At 37.4% G+C, this 25,324-nt stretch carries 21 protein-coding genes; 18 read left to right on the plus strand and 3 right to left on the minus strand.

The features are described 5' to 3' along the window. Positions 1-198: 198 nt before the first annotated feature. From ABC255_RS12890 to ABC255_RS12960, 15 genes are all read left to right on the plus strand, one after another. A complete protein-coding gene (locus tag ABC255_RS12890) occupies positions 199-852 on the plus strand; it encodes a class II aldolase/adducin family protein (protein WP_412993996.1) in 654 nt (217 codons plus the stop codon). A 28-nt stretch (positions 853-880) separates the two neighbouring features. After that, positions 881-1,693 (plus strand): TIM barrel protein, encoded by an 813-nt coding sequence (locus tag ABC255_RS12895; protein ID WP_412993998.1) that lies wholly within the window; start codon positions 881-883, stop codon positions 1,691-1,693. A gap of 21 nt (positions 1,694-1,714) precedes the next feature. Then, positions 1,715-2,809: an isocitrate/isopropylmalate dehydrogenase family protein gene (locus ABC255_RS12900; protein ID WP_412994000.1), complete on the plus strand. Its 1,095-nt coding sequence runs from the start codon at positions 1,715-1,717 to the stop codon at positions 2,807-2,809. 2 nt (positions 2,810-2,811) lie between these two features. Further along, positions 2,812-3,498, plus strand: a complete 687-nt coding sequence (locus ABC255_RS12905; RefSeq protein ID WP_412994001.1) for a four-carbon acid sugar kinase family protein — start codon at positions 2,812-2,814, stop codon at positions 3,496-3,498. Between the two features lie 57 nt (positions 3,499-3,555). Then, a complete protein-coding gene (locus ABC255_RS12910) occupies positions 3,556-4,119 on the plus strand; it encodes a nucleotide-binding domain containing protein (RefSeq protein ID WP_412998550.1) in 564 nt (187 codons plus the stop codon). Between the two features lie 72 nt (positions 4,120-4,191). Beyond that, on the plus strand, positions 4,192-5,343 hold the full coding sequence (locus tag ABC255_RS12915; RefSeq protein WP_412994003.1) for an MFS transporter: 1,152 nt from the start codon (positions 4,192-4,194) through the stop codon (positions 5,341-5,343). A gap of 108 nt (positions 5,344-5,451) precedes the next feature. Then, positions 5,452-6,321, plus strand: coding sequence for a LysR family transcriptional regulator (locus tag ABC255_RS12920; RefSeq protein WP_412994004.1), 870 nt, complete (start codon positions 5,452-5,454; stop codon positions 6,319-6,321). A gap of 252 nt (positions 6,322-6,573) precedes the next feature. Further along, positions 6,574-7,257 (plus strand): aspartate/glutamate racemase family protein, encoded by a 684-nt coding sequence (locus ABC255_RS12925; RefSeq protein WP_412994006.1) that lies wholly within the window; start codon positions 6,574-6,576, stop codon positions 7,255-7,257. A 35-nt stretch (positions 7,258-7,292) separates the two neighbouring features. Then, on the plus strand, positions 7,293-8,741 hold the full coding sequence (locus ABC255_RS12930; RefSeq protein WP_412994008.1) for an aldehyde dehydrogenase family protein: 1,449 nt from the start codon (positions 7,293-7,295) through the stop codon (positions 8,739-8,741). A 12-nt stretch (positions 8,742-8,753) separates the two neighbouring features. Continuing rightward, positions 8,754-9,941 (plus strand): iron-containing alcohol dehydrogenase, encoded by a 1,188-nt coding sequence (locus tag ABC255_RS12935; RefSeq protein ID WP_412994010.1) that lies wholly within the window; start codon positions 8,754-8,756, stop codon positions 9,939-9,941. A 65-nt stretch (positions 9,942-10,006) separates the two neighbouring features. Next, positions 10,007-10,771, plus strand: a complete 765-nt coding sequence (locus tag ABC255_RS12940) for an SDR family NAD(P)-dependent oxidoreductase (RefSeq protein ID WP_412994012.1) — start codon at positions 10,007-10,009, stop codon at positions 10,769-10,771. Positions 10,772-10,830: 59 nt separating this feature from the next. Then, complete coding sequence (locus ABC255_RS12945; protein ID WP_412994014.1) at positions 10,831-11,892, plus strand: Ldh family oxidoreductase; 1,062 nt, start codon at positions 10,831-10,833, stop codon at positions 11,890-11,892. 314 nt (positions 11,893-12,206) lie between these two features. After that, entirely contained in the window at positions 12,207-13,220 is a 1,014-nt protein-coding gene (locus tag ABC255_RS12950; RefSeq protein ID WP_412998551.1) for an ROK family transcriptional regulator, read from the plus strand. Positions 13,221-13,247: 27 nt separating this feature from the next. Next, on the plus strand, positions 13,248-14,450 hold the full coding sequence (locus ABC255_RS12955) for an MFS transporter (protein WP_412994016.1): 1,203 nt from the start codon (positions 13,248-13,250) through the stop codon (positions 14,448-14,450). Positions 14,451-14,905: 455 nt separating this feature from the next. Beyond that, positions 14,906-16,948, plus strand: coding sequence for an alpha-L-rhamnosidase-related protein (locus ABC255_RS12960; protein WP_412994018.1), 2,043 nt, complete (start codon positions 14,906-14,908; stop codon positions 16,946-16,948). 316 nt (positions 16,949-17,264) lie between these two features. Here ABC255_RS12960 and ABC255_RS12965 read toward each other — a convergent pair whose 3' ends face one another. Further along, complete coding sequence (locus tag ABC255_RS12965; protein ID WP_412994019.1) at positions 17,265-18,269, minus strand: DUF3231 family protein; 1,005 nt, start codon at positions 18,267-18,269, stop codon at positions 17,265-17,267. Positions 18,270-18,513: 244 nt separating this feature from the next. After that, complete coding sequence (gene gltC, locus ABC255_RS12970) at positions 18,514-19,425, minus strand: glutamate biosynthesis transcriptional regulator GltC (protein ID WP_412994020.1); 912 nt, start codon at positions 19,423-19,425, stop codon at positions 18,514-18,516. A gap of 250 nt (positions 19,426-19,675) precedes the next feature. Here gltC and ABC255_RS12975 point away from each other — a divergent pair, with 250 nt between their 5' ends. Both ABC255_RS12975 and ABC255_RS12980 read left to right on the plus strand, forming a co-directional pair. Beyond that, positions 19,676-21,451: a sensor histidine kinase gene (locus ABC255_RS12975; protein WP_412998552.1), complete on the plus strand. Its 1,776-nt coding sequence runs from the start codon at positions 19,676-19,678 to the stop codon at positions 21,449-21,451. Further along, positions 21,441-22,538, plus strand: a complete 1,098-nt coding sequence (locus ABC255_RS12980; protein WP_412994022.1) for a response regulator transcription factor — start codon at positions 21,441-21,443, stop codon at positions 22,536-22,538. Before ABC255_RS12975 ends, ABC255_RS12980 begins: the two co-directional genes overlap by 11 nt. Positions 22,539-22,686: 148 nt before the next feature. On the opposite strand, the gene tnpB is transcribed toward ABC255_RS12980, so the two are convergent. Further along, entirely contained in the window at positions 22,687-23,838 is a 1,152-nt protein-coding gene (gene tnpB / locus ABC255_RS12985; RefSeq protein ID WP_412994024.1) for an IS200/IS605 family element RNA-guided endonuclease TnpB, read from the minus strand. A 188-nt stretch (positions 23,839-24,026) separates the two neighbouring features. On the opposite strand from tnpB, the gene ABC255_RS12990 reads away from it, so the two are divergent. After that, entirely contained in the window at positions 24,027-25,271 is a 1,245-nt protein-coding gene (locus ABC255_RS12990; RefSeq protein WP_412994026.1) for an ABC transporter substrate-binding protein, read from the plus strand. Positions 25,272-25,324 lie beyond the last annotated feature (53 nt).

Consider the following 25,324-nt stretch of genomic DNA (forward strand, 5'->3'; position numbering starts at 1 on the left):
ATACAAAATTTTTTTAAAATTAGCACTTCTTTCATCCTAGTTTAGCATAAAAACCCAGAGTTAAAGATAAGAAATTCATTTCAATTTTTTTCTGCCATAAATGAAAACTATGGAAATATATTCAAAAATCATATTTTATTTTTGTTAACTTATGTTATACATTCTTACTATAGAAACACTTAGTCTGGGGGATAAGATATGGATAAAGCCCGACCGTTAATAGAAGCAGGGAGATATATAGTAAACAATCATCTGGCATGGGGAACTTCCGGGAATATAAGTATTAGGCTTGATACAGAAAATATGCTCATTACAGCTTCCGGCACGTTTATGGGAGATCTCTCACCAGAGGATTTTGTCGAGTCTAATATTCACTCAGCTAAATATAGAGGTTCCAAGAAACCATCTAAAGAAACCCCAATGCATTCTGAAATTTACAAACGAAGAAGTGACATCGGAGCTATATTGCATTCCTCGCCTTTTTATACTACTTTGATTGCTTGTAGTAAAGAAACTATTCTCTCAAATTTGTTTATAGAAACCATGTATTATCTCGAGAATATGGCATATGTTGATTATTTCCATCCCGGCACATCAGAATTAGCGGAAGCTGTATCAAAACAATCATCTAAATCGAATATTGTCATTATGCGTAATCATGGGGTTACAGTATTTGATGATACATTAAATGATGCGTTAATGAGGCTTGAAACAGTAGAAATGGCATGCCGAATGATCATAACTGCCAAGTCGGCTGGTGTTGAGTTTAACAAAATACCAAATCACGTTGTCAGTAGTTTCTTAGAGGAATCACGTTATAAACCGAGAAAAACAATTAATTATTTAGATTGATATAAACCAAGAAAGGGGGTCAGGAGGGATGAAACTAGCCTATGTTTATGGGACTGAAGATACGGTTGCTCCTGTGTTGGGGGCGAAAGGGGACCCCAATAGTATTTTCCCATTACTAAAGGAATGCGGGTATCAAGCAATCGAGCCATTTATACGGGATCCAAATCAGATGGATAGATTAGCATTTGAAAAAGCTGTGAATCGTTTTGGACTAGATATAGCAGCTATTGGTACGGGACCTGTTGTAAGTGATGATGGTTTTACATTTACAGATTCTAACCCTGATATTAGAAGAGCAGCAGTAAATAGAGTAAAGGATATTGTCAATTTTTCCTTATTATTTGGAGCTCCTATAAATATTGGAAAGTTGCGTGGAGATATCGACGAAAATCAACCACACCAATCATGGAAATGGATGAGAGAGTGTTTGTTAGATGTCTGTGAATACGCTTATAAAAAAGGAATTAATATGATGATAGAACCTCAAAACAAAAAGAATATGAATAATTTAAATACTGCCTTAGAGTCGATAGAATTTATTGAGGTTATTGGAATACCTAATTTGTATCTAATGCTAGATATTTTTCATATGTCCTTTGAGGATCAAGCCATTTCATCAAAATTAATAAAGGCAAAAGATAAGCTATTGCACATCCATTTGGCGGACAGTAATCGTATGGCCCCAGGAAAAGGTGAGTTTGATTTTGTAACAGTTTTAGAAACCTTGAAATTGATTGAATATGACAAATATCTTTCAATGGAGGTAGGTTATGAGAAGGATAGATATGACGAAGCAAAAATGGCTGCTTGTTTTTTAGCAAACATTCTAAACTGCAAATAAACCATTGGAGGATGATTTTACATGGCAACTTATAAAATTGGTGTTCTTTATGGAGATGGAATCGGTCCAGAAATAACGAAGGCAACAGTAGAGGTACTTACAGCAGCTTCAAAAATTACCGGTAATACTCAATTTGAATATGTTGAGCTGCCAATGGGGTGGGTAGGTATTGAAAAATACAATAACCCAATGCCTCAATTCACAAAAGACGCACTCAAGGAAACACATGGCTGGATCATGGGACCTCATGATTCGGCAGCCTATCCTGCAGAACATAAGGAAAATCGTAATCCGAGTGGGGAACTGAGAATTTATTTTGACTTATATGCAAATGTTAGACCTGCAAGAACAATGGAAGGAATCCGGAGTGTTGTAGGGGAAGCTGACTTAGTTATTTATCGAGAAAATACGGAAGGTTTTTATAGTGATCGGAATATGTACGTTGGGGTTGGGGAATGGAAAGTAACCCCAGATGTAGTTATTTCATCAGGAGTTTTTACTAGAAAAGCGGTTGAAAGAATTGCACACGCAGCTTTCAAAATGGCCCAGCAACGTCGTAAGAAAGTGACGATTGTTCATAAGGCTAATGTCATCAAGCTCGGCAGTGGGTTATTCCTGGATGTTTGTGGTGAGGTAGGCGGGCAATATCCAGATGTAGAGGTGGATGATTTTCATATCGATGCCATGACTGCACACCTTGTTCGACGTGCCAAGGACTTTGATGTCATTGTGACGGAAAATATGTTTGGTGATATTTTATCTGATTTAGCAGGTGAATTAGTAGGAAGTTTAGGGTTAGCACCATCCATCAATAGTAATAATGATCAAGCGATGGCACAAGCTGCGCATGGTTCGGCACCGGATATTGCTGGTGAAAATATTGCTAATCCAACTGGAATCATGCTTTCCACGGTTATGTTCCTTGATTGGTTAAGTGTTCAGCACAATGATTCAAATTTATCGGAAATAGCTCGGATTATTGAAAATGGACTATTCAGTGCGGTTTCAGAAGGTGTAAAAACAAGGGATTTAGGTGGAAATGCTTCGACAACAGCGTTTACGCAAGCAATCATTGAACGACTTGGAAGTTCAGAATTTGCATCAAGGGGAGAGTAAAGATGCTTGGTGTAGTGGCAGATGATACAACCGGTGCAAATGATATAGGCATTATGTTCAGCAAAAATAACTATACAACGAAGGTGGTAGCATTTGATGAACAAATGAACTTTACCTCTGATGTCGATGTAATGATTATTGATACGGACAGCCGGCTGGATCCTCCTGGAGAGAGTTACCATAAGGTTCTTAAGGCGACTAAAATATTGCAGAAAATGGGCTGTACTCTCTTTTTTAACAAGACCTGTTCAGTATTCCGCGGAAATATTGGCAAAGAATTTGATGCGATGTTAGATGCCCTCAATCAGGAATTTGCTGTTATTAGTTTAGCTTTTCCTAAAAACGGAAGGAAAACGGTAAATGGGATTCATACGGTACACGGAAAGCTTTTGGAGCTATCGGAGTTTGCTAAAGATCCGGTACACCCGATGCGCCAATCAAACCTTGTGGAAATCTTGCAACAACAAACTTCCCGAAAAGTAACCATGGTTCCTTTAGAAATTGTCAGGAAAGGTCCTATAGAGTTGCGAAAAGAAATTGAAGGACATCGTAAAGAATACCAGTATTGTATCGTCGATTCGGAGAACCAATCAGATTTGACCATCCTAGCAGAAGCTATTCATGACATGCCAATTCTTTGCGGCAGTTCGGCAATCGCAGAGGAATTACCCAAATTTATTAAAAAGTAACTTGTTCAAACTTCTTTAGGGGATCTAATCATTGACGACTCTAATGGAGTATTAGTCATCTCAGGCAGTCTTACCCCGCAAACCCGTTCGCAGACGGCTCATCTAATTGAAAAGGGAACAAAGGCAATCATTTTGGATTCTCGTAAGGTTTTGGATCAACAGTTAAAAGAATCTGAAATTGACCGGGTAACGGCAGAGGCTGTGTCAATGATTAAGTCAGGGAAAGATGTATTGGTGATGGCGGACAATAGACTGGAAATCGTTGAAGAAACAAAAAAGTTGGGTAAACAGCTTCTGATGAATGAAATGACCATAAGTAAGATGATATCATCAGCCTTAGCTGAAATTACCCAGCTCCTTATAGAAAATACAGGTTTAAGAAGATTAGTGGTAGCTGGCGGGGATACTTCCGGAACCGTTTGTCGCCGATTAGGGATTAAAGGGAACTATGTTTTAGAAGAAATAGAAACCGGATTACCAGCAGGCTTAACATTGGACCGCTCCATGTTAATTGTTTTAAAATCTGGAAGCTTTGGTACTCCAGAATTTCTTGAAAAAGCGATTAACCATTTAAAAGTATTGTCCAATAATAGAGGTGAAGGTAGAGATGAAGTTAAGTGAACTGTTTAGTTTGGAAGAAATGGTTGTCGTCGTTACCGGGGGAATTCAATATAATAGAGGAAATTGGGATCATTGGTCCTTAAGATAGTTCTTATAATTGTATTTTCTTTTCAAACAATGATACAGCTAACGAGACCTATTCTTCCATTATATGCTTCAGACCTAGGTTCAACTACTTTTGAGATTGGTATTCTAACAGCGATTTATGCTTTTTTTCCATTGTTATTTGCCATCTCAGCAGGAAGAATTGCTGATAGAATTGGTGACCGACTCCCGGTTATATTCGGAATGATTTTTGCTAGTTTAGGAGTATTAATGCCTTTTTTCATTCACTCTGTTTGGTGCCTTTTTGTTTCACAAATTATTGTAGGTCTGTCGCACATATTTATAATTATTTCTCTTCAGAATGTTTTAGGAAATGCAGCTTCTAAAGAAAATCGGGATCACTATTTTGGTATATTTAGTATGGTGGTGGCAATTTCACAATTTGTGGGACCGCTCATAGGTGGTTATTTAGCTGAATATACATCCTATTCATTTACGTTTTTTGTCTCTGCAATTATCGGGATTGTACCGATCATTATAGCTTTTTGGATTCCTGCCATCGTTGTTCAAAATAGGGGGAAGTCAAGTATAAAAGACGGAAAAACAATTACCCTTCTGAAAATACCAATGCTTAGAAAAGCATTAATTGGCAGTGCGTTGGTTTTGTACTCACGAGATATATTTGTTGCCTATTTCCCTTTATATGCATCTTCTCAATTTATATCTGAATCTAAAATTGGCTGGATTATTGCCATACAGGGTTTAGCAATGGTACCGGTTAGATTTTTTTTAACAAGATTGTTAGCGATCATCGGACGTGAAAGATTGCTATTAATCTCCATTCTTGTAGCAGGTGTGTCATTTTTAATTATTCCTTTTACTTCTAGTGTAGGATGGTTAATGTTTTTTGCAGCCTTAATGGGAGCGGGGTTGGGATGTGGTCAACCATTGTCAATGACAACAATGTATAATGCCTCTCCTACATCAAAAACAGGAGAGGTACTAGGGTTACGATTAGCTACCAATCGGATATCCCAATTAACTGCGCCTATTCTTTTTGGAATCATTGGCAGTGGAGCAGGTTTATTATCAGTATTTTTAGTCAGTGGCCTATTTCTTGTAGGTGGAGCATTTATCACTCATACGAAAGAAGAAAAAAAGGTAATTAAATATAATTAAATAGTAATAAAAAAGGATTGGATCTCTATACCAATCTTTTTTTTGTATGAGTTATAAAGTAAGATAAACTATAGGTAACATACTCTAGTAGTCTTGGAGGACCCAGATATGGAATCTCGAGATTGGCAAATTTTAAAGGTACTTTTTGAAAAGAAAAATATTACAAAAACAGCTGAGTTTTTATACATATCTCAACCAGCCCTTACTAAACGTATCCAACAGATGGAAAAGAGTTTTGGCGTACAAATCGTTCTCAGAGGGAGAAGAGGCATTCACTTCACTCCTCAGGGGGAATACCTCGTAAAATGTGCTGATGAGATGTTAAAAAAACTCCAGGAAGTAAATGATAATCTTGCAAATATGGATGATAAAGTTGTGGGTACCCTTCGAATAGGTGCAACGTACTTAATAACAAGAACCAGAATCCCAAGATTACTTAAACTTTTTAAAGAAAAGTATCCAAACGTCGAGTTTAAGGTAACAACTGGTTGGAGTGAAGAAGTGTATCAATCACTTGTAACTCAGGATGTCCAAGTTGTCATGCTCAGAGGTGATTATAATTGGCAAGATGGAAAGAGTTTATTATTACAAGAACCGTTAGTGCTAGTAAGTGACAAAAAAATTGAAATTGAGGATTTACCCAAACTCCCAAGAATTGATTATAACTCTGATTATAAATTAAGGGAGATGATTGATACTTGGTGGAGTGAGCATTTTTCTGTTCCACCATTGATCAGCATGTCTGTTGACAAATCGGACACCTGTATAGAAATGATTGTGAATGGACTTGGATACGCAATTGTCCCAGGCTATGTATTGAAGGATTCAAACGATTTATTTAAAATGGAGCTCTCAGATAAAAAGGGAAATCCCCTAATTCGAGATACTTGGATGTTTTATCATGAGGAATCTCTGAATTTTAAATTAGTTAGGGCATTTGTGGATTTTGTAAATAATTTAGAATTCGAAAATATTTAACCTTAAAGACGATTAATCACTTAACAAACTTTAACGATTTACTGAGAAAAAATTTATTTCTCAGTAAATCGTTTTTTTTTTGATAAAACTTGTAGTTTGATATTCGAATTTTTGATAGTTAACCATGCAGTATATGTATTTTTTTTGGAATTTTACCTGTGATAGAATTTTCTTAAAGACATATTATACACCTTAAAAACCCATTTACTAAAGTACATTATTAGAAAAAATTTAAAAAGGCAGCGTGATAATATGGATAGAAAAAGTTACCGAATTGGGCTTATCCATGCAACATTAAATTCGGTTCAGCCAATACATGACGCTTTTAGTAAGCATGCACCTCATGTGACCTTGATTAACTTTATGGATGAGAGTCTTATCTTTGAATTAAATGAAACCGGAATCATTACCAAAAGCATGATTAGGAGGTTAATACATTTAGCAGAAAAGGCAGAAGCAAGTGATGTAGATGGAATTTTATTTACTTGTTCCTCGTTTACTCCATTTATTCCTAAAATTAGTGAACTATTTGACCTCCCTATGTTAAGTGCTGATTATAGCATGTTGGAAAAAGCAGTGGAAATTGGGCAACATATTGGTGTTATTGCAACGGTCGAAATGGCTGGGCCAACAACGACAAGGTTACTGCAAAGTATTGCTGACGAAAGAGGGAAATTAGTAGAAATCCAAACAATAATTATCCCAGAAGCATTTAATGCCTTACAAAATGGTGACCGTTTAACACATGACCAACTAATTCAAAAAGAAATACATGAATTATCAATTGAAAACGATTGTATTGTTTTAGCTCAGTTTTCTATGGTTCGCGCACTAGATACTCTAGAAACAATGGTAAAACCAGTACTAACTAGCCCTGAGATAAGTGTTAAATCAATCGTTAGTAAAGTCTCATCAAAATCCAATATTAATAGTTAAAAAGTTTATTAGATTTATTTGGGAGGAGTTTTAGGATGATAAGTATCAATGTAAAGCACGTTAGCTCACTCATCAATGGAGAAGAGGTTACTCACCCAGAGATGAAAACAATGGATATTACTAGTCCTTTTAATGGGGAAGTAGTTGGTAGGGTAAATTTAGCTACACGACTTGATGCAGAAAATGCCATTGAAACAGCTTATAACGTTTTTCACAAGACAATGAAAAAGCTGCCTGCACATCGCCGTTCAGACATTCTCCGTAAGGTTGGAGATCTGTTAGAAGGAAGAACAGAGGAATTCGCAAAAGTTCTTGCTCAGGAGGCAGGAAAACCTATTCGTGATGGTCGTGGAGAAGTTGGAAGAGCTGTACAAGTACTTCGTTTCGCAGCAGATGAAGCTAAAAAAATTCAAGGTGAACTTGTACCTATGGATGCAGCTATTGGTGGAGAAGGAAGAATAGGAATGGTTCGGCGTTATCCAGTTGGTGTAGTAGCAGCAATCACTCCCTTTAACTTCCCGTTAAACTTGGCTTTACATAAGTTGGCTCCTGCGTTTGCTGCAGGAAATACGGTAGTGTTAAAGCCCGCAGGCAAAACACCTTTAACCTCTTACATGCTTGTAAAGCTTTTTGAAGAGGCTGGTTTACCAAAAGGTGCTTTAAATCTTGTGATTGGAAATGGTTCAGAGATAGGAGATGTTCTAGTTACTAATCCTCGTATCAGCAAGGTTTCATTTACAGGAAGTCCTGCTGTAGGTATCTCTCTCCGCCAGCAGGCAGGATTAAAGAAAGTTACCCTTGAGCTTGGATCGAACTCTCCAAATATCATTTTTAGTGATGGGGATATAAGTGCAGCAGCGGCAGGTCTTGTTCGTGGAGCCTTTGCTTACTCAGGTCAAGTTTGCATTTCAGCTCAACGGATTTATGTACAAAAAGATGTTTATCAAGAGTTTTTAAATCTTTATGTGTCCCTTGTTGAACAATTAGTTATTGGTAATCCTCTTGAAGAAAGTACGGATATTGGACCAATGATTAGTGAACAGGAAGCTATCAGAGCAGAAACGTGGATTGAGGAAGCCGTAAATGCTGGAGCAAAAATCGTTACAGGAGGGAAAAGAAAAGGAACATTGTTGGAACCAACCATTCTTGTAGATGTAACACCAGAGATGAAAGTAGTTTGTCAAGAAACCTTTGCTCCAATTGTTTCTATTATTCCATTTGAAACGGAAGAAGAAGTGATTGCATATGCGAATGACTCTGACTTTGGATTGCAAGCAGGGGTATTCACAACAGACATTAATCGCGCTATGCGGGTAGCAGGTCGTTTAGAAACAGGAGGGGTTTGGATTAATGAAACTTCAACTTATCGTCAAGATAACTATCCGTATGGAGGGGTAAAGTTAAGTGGAGTAGGTAAGGAAGGCGTAAAATACGCAATGGAAGATATGACTGAAATTAAATTTGTTGGAATCAAATTGGCTTAGGGGGAATTGATGATGGGAATTACCTATTTTCGTACAGCGGAAACGTTAATTACAGGAACTGGATCTATTGCTCAAATTGGTGAACAAGCTAAAAAGTTACATGCTTCTAGAGTAATTATCATTACCGATAAAATTATTCGTCAAACAGGTGTATTATCTAAAGTGACAGAACCTCTAATTTCTTTAAATATTGAAGTGGACATTATTGATGATGTAATTCCTGAGCCTCCATTTGAAAACCTGGAACAGATGATTACCAAAATAGAAGGTAAGGGCTACGACTTACTTATTGGTGTTGGTGGTGGCAGTGCATTAGATATTACCAAAGTTCTTTCGGTCATGCTTACGAACAAGAAAAATGTTCGAGACATGATTGGGATTGAGAATATAGAAAACCCTGGATTGCCTACAATCCTAGTTCCAACAACTTCTGGTACAGGATCAGAGGTTACCTATAACGCTATTTTTACAGATACAAGGGATATGGTGAAAAAAGGGATAGTGAGTCCTTATTTACTTCCAAATGTGGCGATTGTTGATGCCGAGTTGACCTTAACAGTACCTCCAGCAGTAACAGCTGCAACGGGTATGGATGCATTAGTTCATGCTGTCGAATCATACACTGCAATTCGTGCTGATGAATTAACAGATGGAATTGCTTTACAAGCAATCAAGCTTATTTCCCGTTCTTTGCGTAAAGCAGTGTATAACGGGAGGGACATAAAAGCGCGTGAAGATATGGCAATGGGAAGTTTACTAGCTGGAATTTCGCTAGGAAATGCTGGTGTTGGTGCAGTTCACGCACTGGCTTATCCGCTAGGTGGTAGATTTAAGGTGCCCCATGGGGTAGCTAATTCTCTGTTGTTGCCATTTGTTATGAAATATAATGTGGTAGCTAATCTAGAGAAATTTTCTGAGATTGCAAAGGCAATGGGAGAAAATATAGAAGGATTATCTCTACGAGAAGCTGCTGACACTGCCGTTACTGCTCTTGCTCAATTGTCAAAGGATGTAGGGATTCCGGCAAGCCTAAAGGATGTAGGAGTAACTTCATCCGATATCAAATCTCTTGCTGAGGAAGCTAGTAAAATCGATCGTCTATTAAACAATAATCCTAGATGGATGACTGTAAAAGAAATAAAAGAGATATACGAGGATGCTTACGGGTTGGTAGAAGAGTCATCTACTGTTCTAGTATAAATCTAACTTTATTTTAGGGCTGAATTGTAATCATCTTATTAGGATGATTACCAGGGGGAAGGGAAATGAATTATTTTTCTGAATTAAAAGGTAAGAAAGTAATCATTGTCGGTGGAAGCAAGGGGATTGGAAAAGACATAGCCCTAGCGTTTGCTAGATTGGGATCACATGTTGTTATTACGGGCAGGAAAGAAGCTGACCTAAAAGAAACATGTCACTTACTAAGGGAGTTAAATCCTTATTGTTCTTTTCTAACAGCAGATATACAAAACGTTAATGAAATACGCAGCATGATGGACTCTGCATATTCCTATTTAGGCCAGATAGATATACTCGTTAATAATGCGGGAATTAACATTCCTAAGCCAGCATTAGAAGTGACAGAAGAAGATTGGGATCGTGTATTAGATACCAACACAAAAGGAACGTTCTTTTGCTCTCAACGAGCTGGCATGTATATGATACAGCAACAGATTCCAGGTAAAATCATCAATATTGTTTCACAAATGGCTTTTGTTGGCTATATAAATCGTGCTGCTTATTGTTCAAGTAAAGGAGGTGCTGTCCAGTTAACAAAGGCATTGGCTGTTGAGTGGGCAGAACATAATATTAAGGTGAACGCAGTGGCTCCTACTTTTATTGAAACAGACCTTACACAAAAAATGTTTGAAGATAAAGATTTTTATCAAGATGTGTTAAGTCGAATTCCATTAGGAACTCTGGCTAAAACCAATGATGTAACGGGTGCAGTTTTATTTTTAGCCTCTGATATGGCTAACTTTATTACTGGAGAAACGATTAAGGTAGATGGAGGCTGGACAGCGATTTAAACATTAGAATGGATCCTCCGAAAGTAAAAATTTTAATTAAAGTATTGGAGGAAAACGCCGTGAATAAGACAAACAAATTGATTAGTTATCAGAAATTAACAGATATTGCGACTTTACTTTTTGAAGGTGGGGGATTACGGAGCGATGATGCAGCGATTATCGCACGAGACTTGGTCGCAGCAAATTTACGTGGGTTAGATTCTCATGGAGTTTCTCGGATCCCAATGTACCTAGAACGCATTAGACGAAAAGTAGTAAATCCACAACCGAATATAAAGATTCAGAGAATAACTTCTGCTGTTTCTTTAATTGACGGTGACGACGGTATGGGTTTCCTAGCTGGTCACCAAGCTATGGACGAGGCCATTGAATTGGCGAAACAAAGCGGGATTGGTCTTGTTGGTGTTCGAAATAGTACTCATTATGGTATGGCCGCCCTATATGTGAAACAGGCAATTGAAGCAGGATATATTTCTATGGCTTATACGAATTCATCACCTGCTATTCCGGTTTGGGGAGGACGTACTCCGTTTCTAGGAGCTAGCCCATTTGCAGCTGGTGTTCCTGGAGGAGAGAGATCTCCATACCTTTTAGACATGGCAATGACTGTAATAGCTCGTGGTAAAATTCGATTAGCTGCAACTCATGGGGAACCAATTCCTCATGGTTTAGCTCTTGATGCAGATGGAGTGCCAACAACAGATGCTAAAAAAGCATTTGAGGGTATATGTTTACCTTTTGGAGGAGCCAAGGGCGCTGCGTTAGCTATGTTAATGGATCTGCTTGCCGGTGTTCTAACAGGAGCAAACTACGGTGGGGATGTTAAGAGTCTTTATTTCGATCATTCTGAACCTCAGAATGTAGGACATCTATTTATTGCTATTCGTCCAGATCTTTTTATTACGAAAGAGGAATTTAATGAACGGATGGACTCATTTGTGGATCGCGCGAAAGATTTACCGAAAGCACAAGGTTTTGACGAAATACTAATACCTGGAGAACCAGAAGAAAGAACGGCGAAAAAACGATTAGAAGAAGGTATACCCCTAACAAGTGAAGTGATTCAAAGTCTACTTGAAGAAGGCGTTAGAAGTAGAGTAGATGTTTCTAACTTTTTCTAATGTTAAGGTTGTGTAATATTGATCTTAACATATATGGATGCATTTGTTTAATATCCTGAATTATAGTAAGCTGAAAATTTGCAAATTTTTCATTTGTTTTTTGCGAATTTTCGGCTTTTTATATTTAAAAAAACACTGCCAGCAACAACCATATTAAATGAATCATCTCCATTGTTATGGTTAGCTTTATATGATATAGTATCACCATCACTTATTAAAGAAGTTTAATAAGTTTTTTTATAGATACTTATTAAAGTTCTTTAATAAGTTTAATATTATAGGCGGTGAACCTAGTGAATACTTCTCCAAAATCGATGAGAACGGAAATCCTTCGCAGTATTCGTAAATCTCTATTAGAACTTGGAAGTGCAACCAAAGTTGAACTTAGCGATAAATTAGGAATAAGTTTTCCTACAATAAGTAAATTCTTATCACAGATGGAAGCGGAAGGTGAACTTTTTTCAGCCGGTCTTGACGATTCAAGCGGTGGAAGAAGGGCAAAAAGATATACATACAATCCTGAGTATAGGTTAGGGTTGGCGATCTTTTTAGAGAGAACAGAGACAAATTATATTGTTTTTAACTGTTTAGGAGAAGTTAAGGATTTTGGAAAAACCTCAAGTGTATTAATGGATGAGGATATAAAATTATTAACCAATTATGTTGAAGTGATAAAAGAGGAATATCCAAAAATTAGTGCTGTATCCATTGGTGTACCTGGTTCCGTTGATAATGGACGGATTTTTTATATACCAGGGTATGAGCATCTTCAAAACTTTGATTTAAAGACATACTTGGAAAATCTGTTCTCAATACCTGTTGTAATAGAGAACGATATGAATGCGGCAGTGCTTGGATATTACGATAGTAAGGGATTTGGAAAAGATAAATCTCTAGTATATCTATATTCGGGTCAAAATGGTCCAGGTGCTGGAATAATGGTAAATGGTGTCGTGGTAAGGGGGAGTACTAATTTTTCGGGAGAGGTTTCGTTCATTCCACAATATGATGACCGAAATTTTGGTCAGGCTTTGGACAATGGAAACGGGACTAAGAAAGCATTTATATATGAGGAAAATGAGATCGATGCGATAAGCAGGTTAGTGGCCTCATTTGTATCTATCATTAACCCTCATACCATAATTTTTTGCGATGATGAAGTCAACCAATTTAATATCGACCAAATTGTAAAAAGAAGCTCAGAGTATATTCCGGTAGAACATCTTCCAGAAATTATAATGAGTGATTGGAAACAAGATTATCTAATTGGATTACAAAGTCTTGGACTTGATCTTATGATTACCGATATTAGTAACTTAGACAATTAATACCATATAAATAAGGGGAGAATATACATGGCTACATTTTTTTTAGTAATTATCTATTTGGCTTTTATTAGCTTAGGTTTACCTGATTCACTGTTAGGGGTGTCATGGTCTTTGATGCAATTGGAATTTGGAGCACCACTTGAGACTGCCGGATTGCTTTTTATGACAATTGCTGGAGGAACAATCATTTCCAGTTTTGTTAGTGGACCAGTGCTTAATCAATTCGGAACTGGTATTGTCACATTTGTCAGCGTCTTAATGACTGCTGTCGCACTGCTTGGGTTTCATTTTACTCCTTCGTTATTTTGGTTATTCATTTGTGCCATACCACTTGGATTAGGTGCAGGTGCAGTGGATACGGGAATAAACAATTATGTTGCTTCACATTACAAGGCTCACCATATGAGTTGGCTACATTGTTTTTGGGGAGTAGGAGCAACAATGGGTCCCGTGATTATGGCTCAGTTTATTTCAGGGCAACACTCTTGGAGGAGCGGGTACCTTGCCATTGCCGGCCTGCAATTTGCATTAGTTGTTATTCTTTTCTTTACTTTGCCTTTATGGAATAAGGTTGCAGGAAATTCCAATAGTAATCCAACTAATGAGCAAGAAACTATGAATAGTGCAGTTACTGAAAAACAGAAACCCTTGCAAATTAAGGGAGTTAAATATGCTTTGATTTCTTTCTTGTTTTATTGTGGCGCAGAAGCCACTATGGGACTTTGGGGAAGTAGTTTCCTAGTGAATGTGAAAGATTTATCTGTAGACACCGCAGCAAAATGGGTTTCCTTGTATTACGCAGGTATTACCATTGGTAGATTTATAACAGGTTTTATTACTTTAAAAATAAGTAACCGTACTCTCATTGTGACAGGACAAATAATCGCACTAGTTGGTGCTGTACTTCTATTCCTGCCATTGCCGTCCGCTTTTTCGCTTGTAGGTTTTATTATGGTTGGATTAGGATTATCACCGATATTTCCATGTATGTTGCATGAGACGCCAACACGGTTTGGGCAAGAACATTCCCAGACAATCATGGGCTATCAAATGGGTTTTGCATATACAGGTAGTACGTTCCTGCCGCCTCTTCTTGGTTTCATTGCAGCACACTCAACAATAGGAATCTTTCCATTTGTCATAACAGGTTTTATTGCAATCATGCTCTTGGGATCTGAAAAATTAAATACCTCACTGAAAAGGAAAGAAACAAACTCAACAGCATTTTAATATATAGAAGAAATGCTAAAACATTAAATCTAAAGCATGTAAAGTATGGGTTTGCTATGGAAAATGGCAGTGACGAAGTAAAAATATAGCAGATTATTTAGCTCCTACTAATAATGAAAGTGGTGTATTAGAAATAATAGATCAATACTTTGTAAAACAAGGACCATTCAAGGATTAGAAACCGTTATAAAAAACAGACAGAAATACTATGTTTCTGTCTGTTTTTTATATGAAGGATCGCATTTTATTTTTGCGGTACAGCATTATAGATATTCAAACATAAACAGATATGGTATACAATTAAAAACAAAAGACTATAGCTCGTTGAAAGCGTTTAATTCATGACTCTACATTCAATAGTCTGAATGTTAAGAAATTATTTAACTACTGTCTAAAAAAGCCATCTATGAATATACTTTTTGTCTGATAGGAATCAACGAAAGGAGAGGAAATAATTGAAAAATGATGGGATAAAAGAACAGGCATGTTGGATTTGGTACCCGGGGGATTGGGAAATCTATTTAAATGAACAAATCTCAGTCAGACGTCAAACACGCGGGGTAATCTACCCTGCTTTTTGGAGAGTGGATCGACATTATAGCTCTGTTATTTATAAATATTCTTATGAATTGGAGCAGCCCGAGGAAGTTTCTATTACTGCAGATGGAAGTTTCGCCCTGTATTTGGATGGCAGGGATAACTATCGATACAATAATCCTCAGATGATCCTTCCGGCGGGAAAGCACGAGGTAAGAATTGCTGTCTATAATAATGTTGGCGTTCCTGCATTATTCGTAAAGGGAGAGAATATTAATTCTAACAGTAGCTGGGAAGTGTCCTGTTATGACAAACGCTGGCATCCTGCAGGCAGCTGGGGAGAGGTTCTGCATGACCCCACAAGTTCACCGTCTGAATTCCGATTGGCAACCGTGCCGCAACAACCGGTAAGCGTTGAACGCAGGAGTGACGGCTGGTTAGTGGACTTTGGGAAAGAGACGTTTGGGTATCTACAATTAAAGGGTATTAAGGGACGCAGCGCGCTGAGTGTTTATTATGGTGAATCTCGAGAAGAAGCGGAAGATAGGGAAAACTGTGTCCAGTTAGACCTAGTTTCTAAAGACACATTTCAAACGAGTGACTATACTTTTGCAGAGGCACGAGCTTTTCGTTTTGTTCAGGTAGTTCCAGATACAAGTGATTTCCAGCTAGAGTCAATCTCTATGCTATACGAATATCTGCCTGTCCAATACCGCGGCAACTTTCGAAGTTCAAATGACCAGCTGAATAAGATCTGGGACACATCAATGTATACGTTACATCTCAATACCCGGGAGTTTTTCTTCGACGGCATTAAGCGCGACCGCTGGGTATGGTCCGGCGATGCGTATCAATCTTATTTGATGAATTATTACAGTTTTTTTGACAGTGAAGTTGTGAAGAGAACAATGATTGCTTTAAGAGGGAAGGACCCAGTTGCTCTTCATATAAATACAATCCTTGATTACAGCCTGTACTGGTTTATCGGAATCTATGATTATTATCTGTATACCGGCGACAAAGACTTTGTCCAATCGCAGTATGAACGCATGATTTCACTGATGGATTTCTGTTTGGGACGCAGCAATGCGGAAGGTATGATGGAAGGTATAGATGACTGGGTATTCGTGGATTGGGCAGATATAGATAATCGCGGTGAAGTAAGCACCATCCAATTACTTTTGTGCCGAAGCTTGGAAACAATGGCGCTAGTTGCAGAGTTGATGGAAGATCACGAGCGGATTGAAGGTTATCGTAAACGGGCAGATGAACTTAAACCAAAAATCATGGAAATCTTCTGGGACGAAGAGCAGGGAGCTCTTGTCCACAACCGGCACGAAGGCATTCTCAATCATAAGGTCACGAAATATCCTAATATGTTTGCTCTTATGTTTGGATATTTGGACGAAGTGCAGACCGAAAGTGTTAAGCAAAATGTAATGGTAAATCCTAGTGTTCAGGGAATCAAAACTCCATACATGCGTTTCTACGAACTCGCTGCTATGTGTGAAGTAGGGGAGCAAACGTATGTTATTGATGAGATGTTGGACTACTGGGGTGGCATGCTTGACTTGGGGGCGACATCCTTCTGGGAGGAATATGATCCCAAAGAGACTGGAAGGGAGCACCTTGGCATGTATGGGATGCCCTACGGGAGAAGTTTATGCCATGCATGGGGAGCCAGCCCAATTTATCTTATCGGAAAGTACTTCCTTGGGGTCAAACCCACTACTCCTGGATATGAAACTTTTGACGTAGAACCTCACCTCGGCGGCCTTGAGTGGATTCAGGGGACCGTACCGATTGGGCCTGGGGACGTGGAAATTTATATGGATAAAGAAAAGATACGTGTAAGGGCCACTCATGGTCAGGGAGTACTTAAATATAACTATGAGGGAAAATTACTGGAATTCTCTATACCAAGTGATGGCAGCTGGGGGGAAGTAACTATTCTCTCATAAAAATACTCCATTATTATATGAACTTTACTAGGAGTTTCGCCCGCGTCGTAGAACGATGCGGGTATTTTTTTATATAAAAGCAAAGGCTAAATTAAAATTCGGGCATAATAAACGACGATCAAAGAGCAGATTTTAATCTCTGGTTGTGTGAAAATGTACCGTTACTCGTTTCCTTCTTTGACAAACATATGTTGTTATGAAGATTGTTTTTTTCTTCAAGTACATGGGTTCGGTGAATCAAACTGATCAAATTGTTTGACCACTCTTAATCTGTAAATAGAAATGTCCATCCTTATGTGGATGGACACGATAGTTATTATTTATTTTGTGCAATTTCTTCTCTATTGGGAGCAAGAGGCGGTTGTTCTAACCATTTATTTTGTACCATCAAATCAAACCATTTTTTTGTAATCATAAGATTTTTTAGGACAGTACCCTCATATGCTGTCACAAGATCAGTTCTCATGGATGATGCAAGACCAGCTCCATGGTAGTTTTGTGCAGCTTGAAATAAGAAACCGATATGATACAACATTAATTTTTCCGAAAAAGGAGAATCAGTTGAAGTTGTTACTTCTGTTTCCCATGATTTCTGAACTGGTAAATTATCCGCTTGCATAATTTTTGAAAAAGCTTTTATTTGTTGGTCAGCTGTTTTTTCTGTATCAGTTAAAAACTTTCTTACTTCTTTTGTTTGAGCGACTTGACTAAATGCGATTGAAAGAGTTTTAGCCATAACGCTCTTTTTAAGGTTCAACGAAATACTAATAATTTCAGTCGCTGCTAATTTTCGACCCTTTCCGAAAAAACCGTCTGTGAAATCTTGGCTTGAAATATATTCAGGGTTTTGAGCCGGATAAAATAATGGGTCTCTTTGAAAATTTCCTTTCTCAAGCAATAACTCAATGGTTTGATGGTACATTTTTTTTGCGTCATTATCGCAAGAATCGTAAAAATCTCTTAAATCTTTTCTAACCGATACAGCTAATGAAGTGCTGTGCCCCAGCAAACCATGTAATGTCATGATATGTAAATAATTTAGGCAAAAAATATCCGTGAACAATCTTGGTTTTCCTTTAAAGAGATCAGATTCAGTAAATCCAATTGGAATTGGAAATCCCTCTTTCTGCATAAAAAGTACGATTTGTCTCTTTTGCTTTTCAAAAGTATTAATAGCATCCTCAAAAATCGCTTTTATTGGCTCGTCTTCAATAATAGAAACCATATATCGATTTACTACATCTGTCATGGTGCCGTTCACGTACTCTCCCCATAGTGTTCCTATTTCGGAAGATGTGAGTTTTAGTTTATAATTATCCATACTATCACCTCTTCGATATTATTTACCAATTTAATAATTGTTATGATTTCAAAAATATCCACTTGCATATATTTCTGAAGCTGATCTTACTGTAATAATGAGGCAGTCTAGAACAATAACCACTAAAAAACAGTGGGAAACGAATGCTTCCCACTGCGTATTACGTTATTTAACTTGCGTTTTGATGTAGTTTGGAAAATGTGACTGATTTAATTTTACCAACAAATATGGAATGCTTGTTTTTCTAATTTTTAAACTCATTCAATCTTTCATAGGTTTCAATCAAGAAATCATAAAACAACTCTTCAGTTGGAAGCAGGTTACGGTCTGCTGGGTAGATAACACCGACTGTTCGAGTCAGTCTCGAGTCTGAAATGGGAATAACGACGGTAGAGCGTGGTGTGTTATCCACCAATGTCATCTCAGGCATTAAGGCTACACCCAAGCCTGCAGATACTAACCCTTTCAATGCATCAATATCTTTCCCTTCGAATGCGATATTTGGTGAAAAACCCACGCCGTTACAGGCTTGAACAACTTGTTCACGAAATACAAACCCTTCAGGAAGGACGCAAAATGGGTCATTCATTAAATCCCGTAATCGAATGGATTCCCTGTCCGATAACGGATGATGAAGAGGGATGAGTGCTACAATATTCTCTGTGAATAGAATATCCCCCTTAATCTTTTTTTCTTTTTCTAGATTTGGCATCGGGGCAATCATCGCCAAATTAAATTGGCCATTTACAACCCCATCGATTAAATCATAATAAAGGGCATTGCTCATTTGAAATTTTGCTTCGGAGTAACGAGTACGAAAAGAATATATGATATGAGGCAATGTATGGGCTGCCATGCTAATCGGAAAGGCAATTCGAACGGTCCCTTTTTCAGGATTTAAATATTCTCTTATTTCTCTCTTTGAATCCTCCATCAAATACCACACTTGTTTTATCCGTTCATAAAAAATTTTGCCAAGAGGCGTTAATTTGACGGTTCTTCCCTCACGAAAAAAAAGTTCTACACCTAATTCTTTTTCTAAATTGGAAATTTGTCTGCTAATCGCGGATTGGGCAATATGCAACGCATCTGCGGCTTCTGTTACATGCTCTCTTTTTGCTACTTCTAGGAAATATTGTATTTGTCTCGTCTCCATTTTTACCACTCCACGTTTATGCGTTAACTGCATGACTTCATCAAAAATTTCAGAACTATTAATTATTAAATTATATATTGCAAACACATTTTAGAAAAGGAATTATGGAAACTAAAGAACTTCCGATTAAAAAGAAAAATAAGGTATAGCTAAAATGGATGAATTAATAATATTATTAAGAGATTAAGAGAATTAAAGTTGTTAGGCAAAAAGTACAATTACAATAGGAATTGGGGGCTTTTTATTGAAAATGAAGAATTTTTTCCTTTCGCTTTCTATCCGCAAAAAGATTCTGGTTGCGATGCTTATCATTTCCATTATTCCCCTTACAATTCTAACCATATTCACGGCAAATTCGGTCTATTCGGATACTTATAGGGAGCTTATCGATAACCGAAAAATGAGCATTAACTGGGTCGCAGATCGGTTGGCATTAAGTGTTAGTGAGTATAGGGATCAATTTTATGAGTTTGAGGTCAATAAGTCGTTGAAAAATGATATCCTCTCTTGGGCAGATGAAGATAGAAAATTAGAATATCCTGCGCAAGAGAGAATAAGAACTGCGTTTCATACCGCTATTAGCATGGATGCCACGATTAATTCTATTGAGTTACACAACCTTTTTACAGGAAAATCATTTGTTGCTCTACGTTCAGGGACATTTGTAAGCGAAATTCAACCGGAAACGTCAACCTTGGATGAAAGGAATCTAAACTTGCAAACGAACCTTTTCTTTATGCGAGTGGAAAAGGAAATCCTAGTTATCCACCGGATTAATCAGTTTGAAACCAAAGTCCCCAAGGCTCTGATGGTCATTCATCTTAAACCAGAAGCACTAGGTGATATCCTAGAAAGTATAAAAACTACTGAAAATGAATCAGTTGTGTTATTAAATGATGAAGACGAAATCATTCAAATGAATACAGGGGATGGTGAATTTCCATCGGAAGATGTTATAACTTCTCGATTAAGAGAAATGAAAAATGCCGATAATGAACAGTTTATTAAATTGGATGACTATTTTTATTTTTACCAATCAGTTAGTGATGGGAAATTACAAGTTGTGAAAATTGTTCCTAATCATGTTTTAGTTAACTCTCTCGAAAAGACTCTTTTAATTGGGTTCCTCATTACGCTACTTAATATTATTGCTGCTATTTTATTCTCCATCATGTTTTCCAACATCATTAGCAAACCTATTATCACCCTTTCGAAAAAAATGCAAACCCTCACTTTGGATTCTAGTAATAAACCAAATACTGTGAAACGAGATGATGAAATCGGAATATTGCATACGAGCTTTAATGAAATGATAAAAAGGAATCAGAAGCTTATTTTGCAGGATTACCAAAGTAAAATTGACGCAAGAGACGCCCAGCTCCGGGCACTGCAAGCCCAAATTAATCCTCATTTTATGTATAACACCTTACAAGTCATTGGAGGGATGGCACTAGAGAAAAGTGTTCAAGAAATCTATAACATTACCCTCGCTTTGAGTGATATCATGCGTTACTCGTTAAACTTTTCTAAAGAAATGGTACCCCTTCGTGAGGAAATTGTTTACCTTAACAGTTACCTATTCATACAGAATCAGCGGTTTGGAAATCGGATCCATGTTAAACAAAATATTTCTGATACATTAATGGATATGTTAGTGCCTAAATTGGTTGTTCAGCCCATTATTGAAAATTGCCTGATTCATGGATTTCAAGATAAACCTGGAGAATGGAATATTGCGATTTCAGCAAAGATGATGAACGAGAGAGATGTAGTGCTGGTCATTAGTGATAATGGTCAAGGAATTTCAAGTGAGCGTTTACGTACAATTCAAGAAGAATTAAAACAAGGTACACCAAAAGCGATAACCTCCGCACACCATATTGGGTTAATTAACGTAAACTCACGCATTAAACTGTCTTTCGGAGAGACATATGGATTAACAGTGGATAATAGGGAAGGAGAAGGAGCAGTTGTGACCATCTTTATGAAAATTCTGATGAAGGAAGGTGGCAGCGTTGAGTTATAAAGTGATTATAATTGATGATGAAGAATGGACGAGAAAAGTCATTAAACATCTAGGAAAGTGGAGCGAGCTTGGAATAGAAGTGGTAGCGGAGGCCTCAGATGGTAAGTATGGTTACGAGCTGATTTCTCGCCTCCAACCTGACATTATCATAACCGATATCAAAATGCCTCATCTCAATGGAATTGATTTACTTAGAAAGATACGAGAAGAAGGGAATACCGCAAAAGTGTTGATTGTAAGCGGATTCGATGATTTTGAGTATTCCAAGAATGCCGTCAAGCTAAGGGCAAATGATTATCTCCTAAAACCCATAAAACCTGATGAGTTAAATGAGCAATTAGAGCGTTGTACTAATGAATTGAAGGAAGAATCTAGGAAACTGAAAGAAAAAACCTTGGATTTAAATGGCTTTATGAATGTACATTGGATCAAGGAATATACTGAATTCCAAACATCCCTTTACGAATGTCTACGTTCCAATAATCAGGAATTACTGGAGCTAAAATTCACAGGGTTCATTGATTATATTGTAAAGAACGAAGGGAATGGAGTTGAAAAGAGTTTAATTGTTTGTATTTATTATGATCTCCATAATTGGTTACAACGTTTTATTGCAGGTAAGGGTTACAGTATTCAAGATGTGTTTGAAGGAAAAGATACCTCCTTTGTGTTTCATCAAGATAGCACGTTAAAGGATGTTTTACTATTTACCCGGAATCTCTACTCTGAGGCATTATCCATTGTCACTCGTCTCATAAAGTCGAGAAAAACTATAGATGTAAAACAAATTGAACTTTTTTTAGAAAGTAATTATCAACGGGTTGTTACATTAGAACAGACAGCCAATCAATTTTTTATCAGTAAAGAATATTTAAGTAAAGTATTTAAAGAGAAGACCGGAACAAGTTTTTCAGATTATGTGACAGCGTTACGAATGAACAAAGCGAAAGAGTTGGTGATGGAATCAAAGGTCCCATTAAAGGAAATCCCTGAACTTGTTGGGTATGCAGATTTAGCCTATTTTTATCGAGTATTTAAAAAGTATTTTGGTATGACCCCTGGAAAAATGCATGAGAACTTAAAATAATCCAATGAATCATCTTATAAAAGTAGAATGCTAACTCTTTTTAGATTTTGTATAGTTAAGTCAATTGAACTACTCACCACTTAACACCCTTACGGGGTGTTTGAAGTGGGAGATTCCTAAGTATAGGGTTCAAGCGGACCCTAATTGATTAGGCTATCCCCGTAGTTCCTACGGTTAGAAGCCTTATGGCTTCATTTTTGAGATTTTGTCCTGCGTTAATATCTCTGTCGTGATGTGTGCCACAAGAAGGGCAATTCCACTCACGAAGATTAAGATTCTTAGCGTCTTTGTTTTGGTAGCCACAACATGAACACAATTGAGAACTAGCAAAAGTTTTAGATACAGCAACTACTTCTTTGCCATACCATCTTGCTTTGTACTCAAGCATTGTGCGAAATTGTGACCAAGATACTTCACTGATGGCTTTTGCTAACTTGTGATTTTTTAGCATATTGGACACTTGCAAATCTTCAATACCAATTACATCGTGGTTTTTGATGATTTTAGAGGAGATTTTTTGCAAGTAGTCTGTTCTTGCATTTGTGATTTTCTCATGGATACGAGCTACCTTCTGCTTTTGCTTTTGAAAGTTTTTTGCTTCATCCAATTTACATTTTCGTTTCAAAGCTAACTGTTGTCTTCGGGAAAGAATACGCTGGGCATCAACTAGCTTCTTTTCTAATGTACGAAGCCATTTAGGATTACCAAACACTTCACCATTTGAAAGAATGGCAAAGTTTTTTAATCCTAAGTCAACACCAACGGAAGAGCCTGTTTTGCCTACATGATGTACATCCACTTCTGCAAGAATGGATACGAAGTATTTGCCACTTGGATTCCGTCTGATGGTTGCATTTAGAAAACGCCCTTCTGCTTCCCGACTTTTGGCAAAGCGAACAAGACCGAGTTTAGGTAACTTGATCTGATTGCCTACAATGGCGATATTCCCATTTGTTTCCTTAGTCGTGTAGGATTGAACCTTATTCTTTTTAGACTTAAAGCGAGGTGCCTTATTCTGCTTTTTGAAGAATCGGGTGTACGAATCAGCAAGATTTTTCAATAAGGACTGAAGAGCAATGCTATCAACTTCTTTTAACCAGACTAATTCTTTTTTTAACTGTGTTAATTCAGCAGAACAAAAATTGTACGTTAATCCTTTGCCTGTTTCTTTGTATGTATCGTTCCATTGTCCCAAAAAGCGATTGAACACAAAACGGCTACAGCCAATCGTTTTAGCAATAAGAATTTCCTGTTCTTTGGTTGGATGGATACGGAATTTATAAGCTTTGTTGACTAACATTACGTTCACCTCACTTTCTAAAAGAATGTATGTTCCTATTATACATTAGTTAGAGAAGTTTTGGCTATCGCCAACCGACATTCATCTCCCCCTTATCGCTGGGCTACGCCCTTCACACGATTGAAGAGGGAGTCTTCTGTCTGTAAATGATAAAGTGCGCTTTATTAATCTGAAAGGGGTTCATGTCTATGAAAAAAATGCTATCTGTCATTCTCGTTATAGCAATGGTCATGGTCGGTTGTAGTAACAAAGAATCCTCTAGTTCGGCAGATCCAGAAGAAATCGAATTAAATATTATGATGAGCTTTCCTCAATTTATGGATCAGTGGGAAACGTATGCAGACCAATTTGAAAAAAAGATGCTGGACGAAGAAAATCTAAAGGTTAAGGTGAATTTAGAAATGCCGAGTTCTGACCAGTATGAGAGTATATTACAAGCTCGATTAAGTGGAAATGACGCTCCAGATCTTTTTACCCTGCACAGCAATAATATTTCAACTTATAATAAAGCGGGACATCTAACGGATCTTTCAAATGAACCATTTACAGAAAAGTTGTTTGAGAATGTAAAAAAGACCATTACACATGATGGTAAAATCTTAGTGGTACCGATTGAAAGCCAGGCATGGGGTGTCCTTTATAATAAGAAAATATTCAACGAGTTAAATTTAAAAGCCCCAGAAACGCTTGATGAGCTGGAAAAAATTACAGAAACATTAAAACAGAATGGATATTCGCCATTTCTATTAGCGTATCAAGAGCAATGGGTGCCACAATTAATGACAGCGCTTACTCTAGGAGGGAAGGTTTCAGGTGAAGTTCCTGATTGGGTAGAAAGAATGTATACAGGTGATGGTTCCTACGAAGAGATGAGGGATATTTTTGGCCCAATAGATTTGATTATGAAGAATGGTACGGATCGTGCCATGGAATTAGGCTCTGAACTAGGCGCAGCAGATTTTGCAAATGGGAAGGCAGTCATGTTTGTGCAAGGAACGTGGGCTTCTGGAACCATCATGCAAACAAATCCTGATATGGAATTAGGTGTGTTCCCATTACCAATTAATAATAATAAAGCTGATACGCTAGTGAACCTTTCTACCTCAACTACTTTAGCTGTTCATCCAGATAGTAAGGTGAAGGATGTTGCACTAAAGTTTGCTAATTATGTACTTGATGATAATGATTCTTCTACTCTATTCGAATCAACACGCTTCAATCCAATCGCCACCATTCACAATTATGAAACAGATCCTTGGGTAACAGATGCTTATCAATATGTGGAAGAGGGGCGTTCTTACCAGGATTTAGTTCTTCCTCAAGCTGTCACAGAAGAACAGGGTAAACTATTACAGGAATACTATGTAGGAAGTGTTACGAAAGATGAATTTATTAAGAGGATGGATGAGGTTTTTGCTGGGGCTGTGAAATAAATCCTAGACTATAAACTGATTGATTGTTGGTAATGAAAAGAGGCGGGCCACTG

Origin of the sequence: Neobacillus canaveralius (assembly GCF_047237705.1) — a bacterium.
In the GTDB taxonomy this organism is placed as follows: domain Bacteria; phylum Bacillota; class Bacilli; order Bacillales; family Cytobacillaceae; genus Neobacillus; species Neobacillus niacini_K.

Coding starts and splice junctions, on each gene's coding strand:
- ABC255_RS12900 (WP_412994000.1), top strand. CDS start 1,715: ATGGCAACTTATAAAATTGGTGTTCTTTATGGAGATGGAATCGGTCCA.
- ABC255_RS12940 (WP_412994012.1), top strand. CDS start 10,007: ATGAATTATTTTTCTGAATTAAAAGGTAAGAAAGTAATCATTGTCGGT.
- ABC255_RS12895 (WP_412993998.1), top strand. CDS start 881: ATGAAACTAGCCTATGTTTATGGGACTGAAGATACGGTTGCTCCTGTG.
- ABC255_RS12935 (WP_412994010.1), top strand. CDS start 8,754: ATGGGAATTACCTATTTTCGTACAGCGGAAACGTTAATTACAGGAACT.
- ABC255_RS12930 (WP_412994008.1), top strand. CDS start 7,293: ATGATAAGTATCAATGTAAAGCACGTTAGCTCACTCATCAATGGAGAA.
- ABC255_RS12920 (WP_412994004.1), top strand. CDS start 5,452: ATGGAATCTCGAGATTGGCAAATTTTAAAGGTACTTTTTGAAAAGAAA.
- ABC255_RS12975 (WP_412998552.1), top strand. CDS start 19,676: ATGAAGAATTTTTTCCTTTCGCTTTCTATCCGCAAAAAGATTCTGGTT.
- ABC255_RS12950 (WP_412998551.1), top strand. CDS start 12,207: ATGAGAACGGAAATCCTTCGCAGTATTCGTAAATCTCTATTAGAACTT.
- ABC255_RS12955 (WP_412994016.1), top strand. CDS start 13,248: ATGGCTACATTTTTTTTAGTAATTATCTATTTGGCTTTTATTAGCTTA.
- tnpB (WP_412994024.1), bottom strand. CDS start 23,838: ATGTTAGTCAACAAAGCTTATAAATTCCGTATCCATCCAACCAAAGAA.
- ABC255_RS12905 (WP_412994001.1), top strand. CDS start 2,812: ATGCTTGGTGTAGTGGCAGATGATACAACCGGTGCAAATGATATAGGC.
- ABC255_RS12965 (WP_412994019.1), bottom strand. CDS start 18,269: ATGGATAATTATAAACTAAAACTCACATCTTCCGAAATAGGAACACTA.
- ABC255_RS12890 (WP_412993996.1), top strand. CDS start 199: ATGGATAAAGCCCGACCGTTAATAGAAGCAGGGAGATATATAGTAAAC.
- ABC255_RS12925 (WP_412994006.1), top strand. CDS start 6,574: ATGGATAGAAAAAGTTACCGAATTGGGCTTATCCATGCAACATTAAAT.
- gltC (WP_412994020.1), bottom strand. CDS start 19,425: ATGGAGACGAGACAAATACAATATTTCCTAGAAGTAGCAAAAAGAGAG.
- ABC255_RS12990 (WP_412994026.1), top strand. CDS start 24,027: ATGAAAAAAATGCTATCTGTCATTCTCGTTATAGCAATGGTCATGGTC.